The 13,260-nt window shown below is 76.3% G+C and carries 11 protein-coding genes and 1 pseudogene; 10 read left to right on the top strand and 2 right to left on the bottom strand.

The window, feature by feature from the left end:
* Positions 1-166 precede the first annotated feature (166 nt).
* Positions 167-808, bottom strand: a complete 642-nt coding sequence (locus ACTWM8_RS10640) for a class I SAM-dependent methyltransferase (RefSeq protein WP_446213662.1) — start codon at positions 806-808, stop codon at positions 167-169.
* Between the two features lie 157 nt (positions 809-965).
* Positions 966-1,403, bottom strand: coding sequence for an RrF2 family transcriptional regulator (locus ACTWM8_RS10635; protein WP_446213661.1), 438 nt, complete (start codon positions 1,401-1,403; stop codon positions 966-968).
* A 148-nt stretch (positions 1,404-1,551) separates the two neighbouring features.
* Here ACTWM8_RS10635 and ACTWM8_RS10630 point away from each other — a divergent pair, with 148 nt between their 5' ends.
* The 10 genes and pseudogenes from ACTWM8_RS10630 (at position 1,552) to ACTWM8_RS10585 (ending at position 13,250) form a co-directional block, all read left to right on the top strand.
* Positions 1,552-2,772: a globin domain-containing protein gene (locus ACTWM8_RS10630; RefSeq protein WP_446213660.1), complete on the top strand. Its 1,221-nt coding sequence runs from the start codon at positions 1,552-1,554 to the stop codon at positions 2,770-2,772.
* 114 nt (positions 2,773-2,886) lie between these two features.
* Positions 2,887-4,539 (top strand): carbamoyltransferase family protein, encoded by a 1,653-nt coding sequence (locus tag ACTWM8_RS10625; protein ID WP_446213659.1) that lies wholly within the window; start codon positions 2,887-2,889, stop codon positions 4,537-4,539.
* The gene (locus ACTWM8_RS10620) at positions 4,536-5,558 is read left to right on the top strand and encodes a glycosyltransferase family 2 protein (RefSeq protein WP_446213658.1); all 1,023 of its coding nucleotides are present in this window, start codon (positions 4,536-4,538) and stop codon (positions 5,556-5,558) included. Before ACTWM8_RS10625 ends, ACTWM8_RS10620 begins: the two co-directional genes overlap by 4 nt.
* Positions 5,558-7,174 (top strand): HAD-IIIA family hydrolase, encoded by a 1,617-nt coding sequence (locus ACTWM8_RS10615; RefSeq protein ID WP_446213657.1) that lies wholly within the window; start codon positions 5,558-5,560, stop codon positions 7,172-7,174. The genes ACTWM8_RS10620 and ACTWM8_RS10615 overlap by 1 nt, the downstream gene beginning before the upstream one ends.
* A 9-nt stretch (positions 7,175-7,183) precedes the next feature.
* Entirely contained in the window at positions 7,184-8,158 is a 975-nt protein-coding gene (locus ACTWM8_RS10610) for a glycosyltransferase (RefSeq protein ID WP_446213656.1), read from the top strand.
* Positions 8,143-9,360 carry a glycosyltransferase gene (locus tag ACTWM8_RS10605; protein ID WP_446213655.1) on the top strand — a complete coding sequence of 406 codons (1,218 nt, stop codon included), beginning with the start codon at positions 8,143-8,145 and terminating at the stop codon, positions 9,358-9,360. The genes ACTWM8_RS10610 and ACTWM8_RS10605 overlap by 16 nt, the downstream gene beginning before the upstream one ends.
* Positions 9,360-9,935: pseudogene (locus ACTWM8_RS10600) on the top strand (D-sedoheptulose-7-phosphate isomerase); the annotation flags it as partial. The gene ACTWM8_RS10605 and the pseudogene ACTWM8_RS10600, both read left to right, overlap by 1 nt.
* A gap of 269 nt (positions 9,936-10,204) precedes the next feature.
* Positions 10,205-11,620 (top strand): D-glycero-beta-D-manno-heptose 1-phosphate adenylyltransferase, encoded by a 1,416-nt coding sequence (gene rfaE2, locus ACTWM8_RS10595; protein WP_446213654.1) that lies wholly within the window; start codon positions 10,205-10,207, stop codon positions 11,618-11,620.
* A complete protein-coding gene (locus ACTWM8_RS10590; protein WP_446213653.1) occupies positions 11,617-12,312 on the top strand; it encodes an SDR family oxidoreductase in 696 nt (231 codons plus the stop codon). The genes rfaE2 and ACTWM8_RS10590 overlap by 4 nt, the downstream gene beginning before the upstream one ends.
* On the top strand, positions 12,309-13,250 hold the full coding sequence (locus tag ACTWM8_RS10585) for a glycosyltransferase family 9 protein (protein WP_446213652.1): 942 nt from the start codon (positions 12,309-12,311) through the stop codon (positions 13,248-13,250). Before ACTWM8_RS10590 ends, ACTWM8_RS10585 begins: the two co-directional genes overlap by 4 nt.
* Positions 13,251-13,260: the final 10 nt, after the last annotated feature.

The following is a 13,260-nucleotide window of genomic DNA, read 5'->3' as shown; positions in this document are numbered from 1 at the left end:
CGCCGCCGGGCACAAGGTGCTCGGCCGGTGCCTGACCGGCGCCGCCGCGACCGCCTCCCGGGCGATCTCCTGCGTGCGCGCGCCCGACGGCACCGTCACCGTCGGTTGAGTGCCCCGTCGGGGGTGGCGCCCGCCCGGGCCGCCCCCGACGGGGCACCCGCCCGCCTCAGGGCCGGATCGCGGCGCCCAGCACGTGCGGCGACGCCGGCGCCGGCAACCGCCCGGGCGGGAAGCGGAACCGGTCCAGCCGGACCACGCTGAAGCCCGCCGCGACGATCGCCGACACCGTGTCCCGCCCGGTGTGGCAGCCACCGCAGAGCAGCGGCCAGCAGGTCGCGTCGACCACCCGCTGCGTCCGGCGCAGCCCGGGGGTGCCCGCGGCGACGTGCTCGTAGAAGCGCAACCACCCGCCGGGACGCAGCACCCGGTACGCCTCCCGCAGCGCGACGGACTGGTCGGGGACCGAGCAGAGCACCAGCGACATCACCACGGCGTCGACGCTGGCGTCGGCGACCGGCAGCGCCTCGGCCAGCCCGTCGGTGACCGTCACCGGCACCGGCGCGTGGTCGGCGGCGCTGCGGGCGGCGGCGCGCAGCCAGGGCTCGGGCTCCACCGCGAGCACGGCGTCCACCTCGGACGGGTAGTGCGCGAACATCCGGCCGTTGCCGGCGCCCACCTCGACCACCCGCCCGCGCAGGCCGGCGACCAGTCGACGCCGGTGCTCGGCCGCGCCGGCCCGGTCCAGGGCCACGCTCGCCCGCGCGAACAACCGGGCGAACAGCGGGTGGGACACCCGGGAGTTGGACATCGGCGCTCCGCATCGACGTGGGCGGCTCGTCCCGCACGCTACCGCCCGTCCGCCACCGCACCGCCGCCCCACGCCCGCACCACCGGGCCAGCCCACGCAAACGCGGCAGCCAGGGGCCGGAATCGGGGAGGCGCGGGGCGGTGACCAGCGGACGTCCTCAGGGGGTACGCGGGCGTGCGGTGAGCGTGAGCAGGACGGGAGCGGCGGGGTTGCCGGCGAGGTCGCCGAGGCGGACGTCGTCGAGGACGGCGAGGAAGGCGGCCTGGGCGCGGCGCAGCTGGACGCGGAGCCGGCAGTCGGCCCGCAGCGCGCAGCCGGACTCCTCGCAGGCGACGACCTCACCCTCGCCCTCGAAGGCCCGCACCACCTGGCCGACGGTCAGCTCCTCCGCGCCCTCGGCGAAGGCCACGCCGCCGGAGCGCCCCCGGATGGTGACCAGCACACCGAGCCGTTGCAGCCGCTGCACCACCTTGGCGACGTGGCTGCGGGGCAGGTCCAGCCGCTCGGCCAGCTCGTCGACGGTGGTCCGGGTCGACGCCGGCGCGGTCAGCATGGCGATCCGCAGCGCCATGTCGGTGGACCGGTTGAGCTTCACGTACCGACCCTAGCCAGCGCGTCCCGGCCCGGACAGGGGCCGGGAGACCGTGACGCCGGCAACACCGGACCCGGGACTTTCGGCCCTGAAGAGGTATCTCAGATTCCTGTTTAAGTGCTCGCGTAGGCAACGCAGAAGGAGGAGCGCCGTGCTCTCGGAATCGTCCAAGGCCGTGGTGATCGCGACCCTGCCCGTCGTACGGGCACACGGGGAGGAGATCACCGGCCGGTTCTACCCGCGGATGTTCGCCGCCCACCCGGAGCTGCTCAACCTGTTCAACCGGGGCAACCAGGCGACGGGCCAGCAGAAGGCCGCGCTGGCCGCCTCCGTCGTCGCGTACGCCGAGCACCTGACGGGCACCGGTGGGCCGGCGTGGAACGCGATCCTGGACCGGATCGCGCACAAGCACGCCTCGCTGGGCATCACCCCCGACCAGTACACGGTCGTCGGCCGGCACCTGATGGCCGCCATCGGCGAGGTGCTGGGCGCGGCCGTCACGCCGGAGGTCGCCGCGGCCTGGGACGAGGTGTACTGGCTGATGGCCTGCGAACTCATCGCCCGGGAGGCCCGCCTCTGCACGACGGCCGGCGTGGCCGGGGGCGGCGCGGTCTGGCGAGACTGGCGGGTCACCGGGGTGGTGCCGGAGGCCACCGACGTCGTCTCGCTGACCCTCGTGCCGGCCGACGGCGGCCCGGTCCCCGGCTTCGTCCCCGGGCAGTACGTCTCGGTCGCCGTCGACCTCGACGGCGGGCTCGGCCAGCAGATCCGGCAGTACAGCCTCTCCGGCCGTCCCGGCGCCGACCACTGGCGGATCACGGTCAAGCGGGTACGCGGCGTCGGCGGCGCGCCGGACGGCCTGGTCTCCACCGTCCTGCACGAGCGGACCGCGCCCGGCGACACGCTCCGGCTCAGCGCGCCCTTCGGCGAGGTCAGCGCGGTGGCCGGCGACGGGCCGCTGCTGCTGGTCAGCGCCGGCATCGGGCTCACCCCGGCGATGTCCGCGCTGGAGCACCTGGCGGCCACCGCGCCCGAGCGGCCGGTGGTGCTGGTGCACGCCGATCGGGACGAGGCCGCGCACGCCCACCGCGACGAACTGCCCCGGCTGCACGCCCGGCTGCCCAACCTGCGGCTCAAGCTCTGGTACGAGCGGACCACCGACGGCGACGACCCGGCGGCGCTGACCGCCGAGGTGGCCAGCGGCCGGATCGACCCCGAGCTGATCCCGCTCTCCCCCGACGCGCACGTGCACCTCTGCGGGCCACTGCCGTTCATGAGCGAGGTCCGGGGCGGGCTGCTGCGGCGGGGCGTACCGGTGGAGCGGATCGCGTACGAGGTGTTCGGGCCGGGGATGCTGCGCGGCGGCGTCTGACCGGTCCGGTGGGACTCGCGGCGGCCGCGAATCTCCAACCTGGAGATTCGCGGCCGGCGGGAGAAGTCGATGATCTACCGGTTAGGAGGTGAAGGCGAGGGTACGGACCCTGCCATGCGCGTCCTCGGTATCAATGCGATCTTCCACGATCCGGCCGCCGCCCTGGTGGTCGACGGGCAGGTGGTGGCCGCCGCCGAAGAGGAACGGTTCAGCCGCCGCAAGCACGGCAAGCGACCGGTCCCGTTCTCCGCCTGGGAACTGCCGGAACTCTCCGCGGCCTGGTGCCTGTCCAGCGCCGGCGTCGACGTCGACAGCCTCGACGCGGTGGCCTACTCCTTCGACCCCGGCCTGTGCCGCGACGCCGCCGACCTCGGCCTGGCCGACCCGTGGGACTGGCTGCGCGTCGACTACGCCCGGCGGGCCCCGCAGTTCCTCGCCGCCGCCCTGCCCGGCCTCGACCCGGAGAAGGTGCGGTTCGTCCCGCACCACGTGGCGCACGCCGCCTCGGCCGGGCTGGCCGCCCCGCCGGCCGGCGACGACACCGCCGTCCTGGTGCTCGACGGCCGGGGCGAGGTGGCCAGCCACCTGGCCGGCGTCTACCGCACCGGCGAACTGAGCCCGCTGTACTCGCAGGAGCTGCCGCACTCGCTCGGCCTGCTCTACGAGGACCTCACCCGCCACCTCGGCTTCCTGCACTCCAGCGACGAGTACAAGGTGATGGCGCTGGCCTCGTACGGCCGGCCGAAGCACCTCGGACTGCTGCGCGAGCTGGTACGGGTCACCGACTCCGGCGGCTTCCACGTCGACCGGATCGACTGGGCCAGCCTGGCCAAGGCCGCCGAGCCGGGCGCCGAGCTGACCGAAGACCACGCCGACCTGGCCGCCAGCGTGCAGGCCCGGCTGGAGGAGGTCATCCTCGACCTGGCCCGCTGGCTGTACGACGCCTCGGGCGGCGCCTCGACCCTGGCGATGGCCGGCGGGGTGGCGCTGAACTGCGTCGCGAACGCCCGGCTCGCGGCCGAGGGGCCGTACCGGGACATCTGGGTGCAGCCGGCGGCCGGCGACTCCGGCACCGCGCTGGGCGCCGCCCTGCACGTCGCCGGCACCCTCGGCGACCGGGCGACGCCGATGAGCGGGGCGGACCTCGGCCGCGGCTGGTCGGACGAGGAACTGGAGGCGGAGCTGCGCCGGGCGGCGCTGCCGTACTTCCGGCCGGACTCGATCGCCGCCGAGGCGGCCCGGGTGCTCGCCGACAACGGCATCGTCGCCTGGTACCAGGGGCGCAGCGAGTACGGCCCGCGCGCCCTCGGACACCGCTCGCTGCTGGCCCATCCCGGCGACCCGGCGACCACCGCCCGGATGAACGACGTCAAGGGGCGGGAGCAGTTCCGCCCGATCGCGCCGATGGTCCGCGCCGAACGCTTCGCCGACATCTTCGACGGGGTCTTCCCCAGCCGGTACATGCTCTTCGTGCACCGGGTGAAGCCGGAGTGGCGCGACCGCATCCCGGCGGTCACCCACGTCGACGGCACCGCCCGGGTGCAGACCGTGCACACCGACACCGAGCCCCTCGTCGCCGAGCTGCTGGCCGAGTTCGAACGGCTCACCGGGCTGCCGGTGGTGGTGAACACGTCGCTGAACACCGCCGGCCGGCCCATGGTGGACACCCCGCGCGAGGCGATGGAGCTGTTCGGCTCCGCCCCGGTGGAGCTGCTGGCCCTCGGCCCGTTCGCGGTGCGCCGCGGCGCGCTCGGCGGTGGCCGGTGATCAGCATCGTGGTGCCGACCCTCGGCCGGCCCAGCCTCGGCACGTTGCTAGACGCCCTCGCCCCGCAGCTCGCCGAGCTGCCCAACGTGGAGATCCTGCTGGTCGACGACCGGCGCGACGCCGCCGGTGAGCTGGCGGTGCCGGGGGCGCTGTCCGCGTACGCCAAGGTGGTGACCGGTCGCGGCGCGGGCCCGGCGGCGGCGCGCAACGTCGGCTGGCGGGCGGCCCGCCGGCCCTGGGTGGTCTTCCTCGACGACGACGTGGTGCCGGCACCGGACTGGGCCCGGCGGCTGCGCGCCGACCTGGCGGTCGGTGACCGGGTCGGCGGGGTGCAGGGGACGGTGGCGGTGCCGCTGCCGGCCGACCGGCGCCCCACCGACTGGGAGCGGAGCACCGCCGGCCTGGCCGAGGGCGAGTGGATCACGGCGGACATGGCGTACCGGCGGGCCGCGCTGGAGGCGGTCGACGGCTTCGACGAACGCTTCCCCCGGGCCTACCGGGAGGACGCCGAGCTGGCCCACCGGGTCCGCCGCGCCGGGTGGGAGCTGGTCCGGGGCCGGCGGGTGGTCACCCACCCGGTGCGGCCGGAGGACCGCTGGGTCAGCCTGCGGGTGCAGCGCGGCAACGCCGACGACGCGCTGCTGCGCCGGCTCTACGGCCCGGACTGGCGCGCCGAGCTGGGGTTGCCGCCCGGCCGGCGGCCCCGACACGTCGCGGTCACCGCGGCCGGGGCGCTGGCGGTGACCGCCGCCGCGCTGCGGACCGTGCTGCCCCGCGACGGCGCGCCGCGCCGGGTGCTCGGCGCGGTCGCCGCCGCCGGCGCGCTGGGCTGGGCGGCAGGCACGGCCGAGTTCGCCGCGGTGCGGATCGGGCCCGGGCCGCGCACCCGCGACGAGGTGTCCACCGTGCTGCTGACCAGCGCGCTCATCCCGCCGGTCGCCGTCGCCCACTGGGTACGCGGCTGGTGGCGACACCGACCCTCCGGTGCGGACGGTGACCCCGCCGGAGCGCAGAGTTGATGTTTACACCCCCTGCCCCGGGCAACTGGTCTGCCATGAACGGGGGTGCGGCGACAACCTACGACCTCTTCGACGCGGTGCTGCTCGACCGGGACGGCACCCTGGTCGAGGACGTGCCGTACAACGGCGACCCGGAGAAGGTGCGTCCGCTGCCCGGCGCGCGCGAGGCGCTGGACCGACTGCGCGCCGCCGGCCTGCGCCTCGGCGTGGTCACCAACCAGTCCGGTCTGGCGAAAGGGCTCTTCACCACCGACCAGATGCGGGCGGTGCACGCCCGGATCGAGGAGCTGCTCGGCCCGTTCGACGACTGGCAGATCTGCCCGCACGACGACGGCGACGGCTGCGGCTGCCGCAAGCCCGCGCCGGGGATGGTCCACGCGGCCGCCGCCGCGCTCGGTACCTCCCCCGGGCGCTGCGTCATGGTCGGCGACATCGGGCGGGACATGACCGCCGCGCTCGCCGCCGGCGCCACCGGCGTCCTGGTGCCCACCCCGGTCACCCGGCCCGAGGAGGTCGCCGCCGCTCCGCACGTCGCCCGCGACCTGCCCACGGCCGTCGACGAGATCCTGCGCCGGCAGGCCGCCGTCCGGCCCACCGCGCCGCGCCGCGCCGGCACCGTCCTCGTGGTACGCAGCGACTCCGCCGGCGACGTGCTGGTCACCGGCCCGGCGATCCGGGCCGTCGCGGCCGGGGCGCGGCGGGTGGTGCTGCTCTGCGGCCCCCGGGGCCGGGCCGCCGCCGACCTGCTCCCCGGCGTCGACGAGATCGTCGAATGGCCGCTGCCCTGGATCGACGGCGATCCCCCGCCCGTCGACCCGGACGACATCCGCGCGCTGACCGCCCGGCTCACGGCCGTCGGCGCCGACGAGGCGGTCGTCTTCACCTCCTTCCACCAGTCGGCGCTCCCCCTCGCGCTGCTGCTGCGGCTGGCCGGCGTGGGCCGGATCAGTGCGATCAGCGACGACTACCCCGGCTCCCTGCTGGACGTGCGGCACCGGGTGCCGGTCGGCGTGCCGGAGCCGGAGCGGGCGCTCTCCCTCGCCGCCGCCGCCGGGTTCGGCCTGCCCGTCGGCGAGGAGCCGACGCTGCGCGTCGAGGCGCCCCCGACCGCCCGTCCCGACGGCCCGTACGTGGTGGTGCACCCCGGAGCGTCGGTGCCGGCCCGGGCCTGCCCGCCTGAGCAGTGGGTGGAGATCGTGGCCAGGCTTGCCGCGAGCGGCCATCGGGTAGTGGTCACCGGGGGGCCGGCCGAGACCGTGCTGACCTCCCGGGTCGCCGCCGCCGGTGGCACCGACCTCGGCGGGCGCACCGGCCTGGCGGAGCTGGCCGGAGTCCTCGCCGGAGCGAGCTGCCTGGTGGTCGGCAACACCGGCCCCGCCCACCTCGCCGCCGCCGTCGGCGTACCCGTCGTCAGCCTCTTCGCCCCCACCGTCCCCTTCGGCCAGTGGGCGCCCTACCGGGTGCCGCTGGTCCGCCTCGGCGACGCCGCCGCGCCCTGCCGGGACAGCCGGGCAACCCGCTGCCCGGTACCCGGCCACCCCTGCCTCACCGCCGGGGTCGACCCGGCCGAGGTGGTCGCCGCGGTCCGCCTGCTCACCACCGGAATCCGACGCTGAAGGAGGGTCATGAACGTCCTGCTCTGGCACGTGCACGGCTCCTGGACCACGTCCTTCGTGCACGGCAGGCACCGCTACCTGGTGCCGGTCACCCCCGACCGCGGCCCGTACGGGCTGGGCCGGGCCCGCACCTACCCGTGGCCGGCCGGCGCGGTCGAAATGACCCCCGAGGAACTGGCCGACGCCGACGTGGACGTGGTCGTGCTGCAACGCCCCGACGAGCTGGAGCTGGCCGAGCGCTGGCTGCGCCGGCGGCCGGGGCGGGACCTGCCGGCGATCTACGTCGAGCACAACACCCCCAAGGGCGACGTGCCCACCACCCGCCACCCGATGGCCGACCGGGACGACCTGCTGCTCACCCACGTCACCCACTTCAACGAGCTGTTCTGGGACAACGGCGGCACCCGCACCGCCGTCGTCGAGCACGGCATCGTGCCGCCGAAGGTGGAGTGGACCGGCGAACTGGACCGGCTCGCCGTGGTGACGAACGAACCCATCCGGCGCTGGCGGGTCACCGGCACCGACCTGATGCCCCGCTTCGCCGAGGTCGCCCCGCTGGACGTCTTCGGCATGGGGGTGACCGGGCTGGCCGACCGGCTCGGGCTGCCCGGGCAACGCCTGGCCAGCCACGACGACCCGCCGCAGGACGTCATGCACACGGAGCTGGCCCGGCGGCGGGCGTACCTGCACCTGTGCCGGTGGACGTCGCTGGGGCTGAGCCTGATTGAGGCCATGACGATCGGCATGCCGGTCGTCGCGCTGGCCACCACCGAGGCCGTGGACGCGGTGCCACCCGACGCGGGAGTGCTCTCCACCCGGGTCGACACGCTCGTCGAGGCGGCCCGCTGGCTGACGGAGGACCGCGACGCCGCGTACCGGTTGGGCGCGCGGGCGCGGGAGGTGACGAAGGAACGCTTCGGGCTCGACCGGTTCCTCGCCGACTGGGACCGGATCCTTGAGGAGGAAACATGCGCATCGCGATGATCTCGGAGCACGCCAGCCCGCTCGCCGTCCTCGGCGAGGAGGACGCGGGCGGGCAGAACACGCACGTCGCCGAACTGGCGGCGGCCCTGGTCGGCGAGGGGCACGACGTGCGCGTCTACACCCGTCGGGACGCGGCCGACCTGCCCGAGGTGGTCGACGCCGCCGCCGGCTACCAGGTGCGGCACGTGCCCGCCGGGCCGGCGCAGCGGGTGCCCAAGGACGAGCTGCTGCCGTACATGGGCGAGTTCGGGCGGTGGATGGCCGAACAGTGGGGCGACCAGGGCTGGCGGCCGGACGTGGCGCACGCCCACTTCTGGATGAGCGGCCTGGCCACCCTGCACGCCGGCCGGCGCACCAACACGCCGGTGGTGCTGACGTACCACGCGCTGGGCTCGGTGAAGCGCCGCCACCAGGGGGCCCGGGACACCAGTCCACCGGGCCGGGTCGGCTACGAACGGGCGCTGGGCCGGGCGGCCGACCGGGTGATCGTCCAGTGCCAGGACGAGATCGGCGAGCTGGTCCGGCTGGGCGTGCCGCGGTCGAGGATGGCACTGGTCCCGTCCGGGGTGAACGAGGAGATGTTCCGTCCGGAGGGGCCGGTCGCGCCCCGCGACCCGGCCCGCCCGCGCATCCTCACCGTCGGCCGGATGGTCGAGCGCAAGGGCTTCCAGGACGTCATCCGGGCGCTGCCGGCGGTACCGGAGGCCGAGTGCGTGGTGGTCGGCGGCCCGGCGGCCGAGCTGCTGCCCGCCGACAGCTTCGCCCGCCGGCTGGGCGCGGTCGCCGAGGCCTGCGGGGTCGCCGACCGGGTCAAGCTGGTCGGCGCGGTCCCGCGCGAGGAGATGGGCGCCTGGTACCGCTCCGCCGACGTGCTCGTGGCCGCCCCCTGGTACGAGCCGTTCGGGCTCACCCCGCTGGAGGGGATGGCCTGCGGCGTGCCGGTGATCGGCACGAACGTGGGCGGCATCGCCGACACCGTGGTCGACGGGCTGACCGGTGATCTGGTGCCGCCGCGCGACCCGCGCGCCCTGGGCACCGCGATCCGCCGGCTGCTCACCGACCGGGTGCGCCGGTTCGCGTACGCCACGGCGGCGCTGGACCGCATCCGCAGCCGGTATTCCTGGAAGCGCTGCGCCGAGCAGCTGAGCGCGGTCTACGCCACGGTCAGCACGGTCGGTCGAGTCGCCCCGGCGGTGGCCTGATGAACGACGCGATGTCCGCCCTCGACGGGCACCTGTCCGGGCTGGCCGCCGCGCTGCTGCCGTACCGGCGTACCGCCGAGCGGCTGGCCGGCTGGGGCACCCAGCTGGCCTGGACGCTGGCCACCGGCGGCCGGCTGCTGGCGGCCGGCAACGGCGGCAGCGCCGCCGAGGCCCAGCACCTCACCGCCGAGCTGGTCGGCAAGCTGCGCGACGACCGGGAGCCCTACTCGGCGATCGCGCTGCACGCCGAGACGTCGTCGCTGACCGCGATCGGCAACGACTACGGCTACGACGAGGTCTTCGCCCGCCAGGTGCGCGCCCACGGCCGGGAGAACGACATCCTGCTGCTGTTGTCGACCAGCGGCACCAGCACCAACCTGCTGCGGGCGGTGGAGGCGGCCCGGGAGGTCGGGGTGCGCTGCTGGGCGTTCACCGGTCCCGCGCCGAACCCGCTGGCCGAGGTCTGCGACGACGTGCTCGCGGTGCCCTCGCCGGACAGTCAGGTGGTGCAGGAGCTGCACCTGGTCTCGCTGCACCTGCTCTGCGAGTACGTCGACGAGGCGCTGCCGCTGGTCCGCCGGCTGCCGCGCACGGCGGCCCCGCGGCAGCGGACCGTCGAGTTCACCGGCCGGCTCCCCGGCGGCGCCGACGCACCCGCTCTCACCGTTGCCGGCAACGGCCCCGCGATCAACCGGCGCGCCCTCAACGGTCACACCACCAACGGCCACGGTGCCAACGGACACGCCGCCAACGGCCACGGTGCCAACGGGCACGGGCCGAACGGGCACGGGCCGAACGGGCACGGGCCGAACGGGCACGGGTCGAGCCGCCGCGGGTGCCCGTCGTGAGCCGGCCGCTGGTGGTCGTCGGCGACGCCCTGCTCGACCGGGACGTCGAGGGCGCGGTGAACCGGGTCTGCCCGGACGCGCCGGTGCCGGTGCTCGACGAGCGGGTCGGCATCGACCGGCCCGGCGGCGCCGGGCTCGCCGCGCTGCTCGCCGCCGCCCAGGGCACCGACGTGGCGCTGGTGACGGCGCTCGCCGACGACGCCGCCGGAGCCCGCATCGCCGAACTGCTCACCACCGCCGGGGTACGCCTGTACCCGCTGCGGCTGCCCGGGGCGACGCCGGAGAAGATCCGGCTCCGGGCGGGCGGCCAGACCCTGCTGCGGCTGGACCGTGGCGGCGAGCCACGGCCCCCCGGCGAGCCGCCCGAGGCGGCGCTGGAGGTGCTCGCCTCGGCCGGCGCCATCCTGGTCAGCGACTACGGCCGGGGCCTGGTCCGGCAGCCCGCGCTGCGGGCCGCGCTCGCCGACGCGAGCGCCCCGGTGGTCTGGGACCCGCACCCCCGGGGGCCGATCGCGGTGCCGGGCGCCCGGCTGACCACCCCCAACCTCGCCGAGCTGCGACAGCTCACCGGCGACGCCGGCGCGGGGTCGCCGCTGTCCACCGCCACCCGCGCCGGGCACGAGCTGCGTCGGCGCTGGCGGGTCGGCGCGGTGGCGGTGACGATGGGCGCCGACGGCGCGGTACTCTGCCACTCCGGCAGCACCCCGCTGGTGGTGCCGCCACCGTCCGAGTTGGAACGGGCCGAGGACACCTGCGGCGCCGGGGACCGCTTCGCCGCCACCGCGGCCACCGCGCTGGCCGCCGGGGCGGTCACCTCCGAGGCGGTGCAGGAGGCGGTCGCCGCCGCGTCCGCGTACGTCGCCGCCGGCGGGGCGGCCGGGCTGGCCCGCCGGGAGCCCGAGCCGGCCACGTCGCGCCGCCCAACGTCCGCCGCCGAGGAGCTGGTGGCTCGGGTACGCGCCGACGGCGGCACCGTGGTGGCCACCGGCGGCTGCTTCGACATCCTGCACGCCGGGCACGTCGCCACCCTCCAGGCGGCCCGCCGGCTGGGTGACTGCCTGGTGGTCTGCCTCAACTCCGACCGCAGCGTCCGCGCCCTCAAGGGTCCGGACCGCCCGGTCAACCCGGAGGCCGACCGGGCCCGGCTGCTGGCCGCGCTGGACTGCGTCGACGCCGTCGTGGTGTTCGACGAGCCCACCCCGGCCACCGCGCTGGCCCGGCTGCGCCCCGACGTCTGGGTCAAGGGCGGCGACTACGCCGGCGACGGCGCCCCCGAACTGCCCGAGGCCGAGCTGGTACGCGGCTGGGGTGGCCGGGTGGTGACCGTGCCCTACCTGGCGGGCCGGTCCACCACCGCGACGATCAGCGCCGCGCGCTCGCGCGGCGCCCGACTGGTCAAGGGAGCACGATGAGCAGGGATCTGAACGGATCGGCGGTGCTGGTCACCGGCGGGTCGAGCGGCCTCGGCGCGGCGGTGGTGAACGCTGTGACGAAGGCCGGCGGGCGGCCGTACGTGCTGGACCGGCAGCCGCCGGCCGACGGGGTGCCGTGGGTCGAGTGCGACCTGGGAAACACCCGCGCCGCCGAGGAGGCCACCCTGCGCGTCGCCGAGCAGGCCGGCGGGTTGACCGGCCTGGTCACCGCCGCCGGGATGGACGTGCCCGGCAAGCTCGCCGACATCGACGGCGCGACCTGGGACCGGATCGTCGGCATCAACCTGCTCGGCACCGCCGCCGCCGTCCGGGCGGCCCTGCCGCACCTGGAGCGCGCGCACGGCACGGTGGTGACGGTCGCCTCGACGCTCGGGATCAAGGCGGTCAGCGACGCCACCGCGTACTGCGCGGCGAAGTTCGGGGTGGTCGGCTTCACCCGGGCGCTCGCCGCCGAACTGGCCGGCCGGGTCGGGGTGACCCTGCTGATCCCGGGCGGCATGCGGACGGCCTTCTTCGACGACCGGGACGACCGGTACAAGCCGGGTCCGGACGCGATCCTCAACGACCCGGCCGACACCGCCGCCGCCGTCATGTTCGCCCTCGCCCAGCCACCCGGCTGCGCGGTACGCGAGCTGGTGGTCTGCGCCGAACAGGAGTCGTCGTACCCGTGATCCTGGTGTTACGGGCGCTCGGCGTCGGCGACCTCGCGACCGGGGTGCCGGCGCTGCGCGCGGTGCGGGCCGCGTACCCGGACGAGGAGCTGGCGCTGATCGCGCCGCGCTGGCTGGCCCCGCTGGTCGACCTGGTCGGCGCGGTCGACCGGCTGGTCGAGGCGGACGGGCTGGGCCACCTGGCGTGGCCCGGCCCGCCGCCGGAGCTGGCGGTCAACCTGCACGGTCGCGGCCCGCAGTCGCACCGGATGCTCGCCGGGGTCCGGCCGGGCCGGCTGCTCGCCTTCGCCAACGCCGAGGCCGGCCACCGCGACGGCCCGGACTGGCGGGCCGAGGAGCACGAGATCGACCGCTGGTGCCGGATGCTGGCCTGGTACGGGATCCCCGCCGACCGCACCGACCTGGCCCTGCGCTGGCCGGAACCGGGGCAGACGCCGACCGGGGTGAGCATCGTCCACCCGGGAGCGAAGGCTGCGCAGCGGCGCTGGCCGCCGGCGCGGTTCGCCGAGGTGGCCCGGGCGCTCACCGCCCGGGGACACCGGGTGGTGGTCACCGGCACCGCCGGCGAGCGGAGCATCGCCGAGCAGGTGCGCGCCCTGGCCGGGCTGCCGGCCGGCGCGGTGCTGGCCGGGGAGACCGGTCTCGGGGAGCTGGCCGCGCTGGTCGCCCACGCCCGCCTGGTGGTCAGCGGCGACACCGGCATCGGTCACCTGGCCACCGCCTACGCCACCCCGTCGGTGCTGCTCTTCGGCCCGGTGCCGCCCGCGCAGTGGGGTCCCCCGCCGGACCGGCCCTGGCATCAGGCGCTCTGGGTGGGGCAGCGGCAACCGGTCGACGCCGCCGCCGTGCACCCGGCACTGGCCGCGCTGGACGTGCCGGCGGTGCTGGCCGCCGTGGAGCGGGTGGAGCGGGGCACACCCGTTGCTACCCGCCGGTAGCTTCCGCTTA

Source organism: Micromonospora sp. IBSANI012 (assembly GCF_052814045.1).
Note: the sequence above shows the minus strand (reverse complement) of the source record. Positions and strands in the feature narration are given on the sequence as shown.

Coding starts and splice junctions, on each gene's coding strand:
- ACTWM8_RS10640 (WP_446213662.1), bottom strand. CDS start 808: ATGTCCAACTCCCGGGTGTCCCACCCGCTGTTCGCCCGGTTGTTCGCG.
- ACTWM8_RS10625 (WP_446213659.1), top strand. CDS start 2,887: ATGCGCGTCCTCGGTATCAATGCGATCTTCCACGATCCGGCCGCCGCC.
- ACTWM8_RS10615 (WP_446213657.1), top strand. CDS start 5,558: ATGTTTACACCCCCTGCCCCGGGCAACTGGTCTGCCATGAACGGGGGT.
- ACTWM8_RS10610 (WP_446213656.1), top strand. CDS start 7,184: ATGAACGTCCTGCTCTGGCACGTGCACGGCTCCTGGACCACGTCCTTC.
- ACTWM8_RS10605 (WP_446213655.1), top strand. CDS start 8,143: ATGCGCATCGCGATGATCTCGGAGCACGCCAGCCCGCTCGCCGTCCTC.
- ACTWM8_RS10590 (WP_446213653.1), top strand. CDS start 11,617: ATGAGCAGGGATCTGAACGGATCGGCGGTGCTGGTCACCGGCGGGTCG.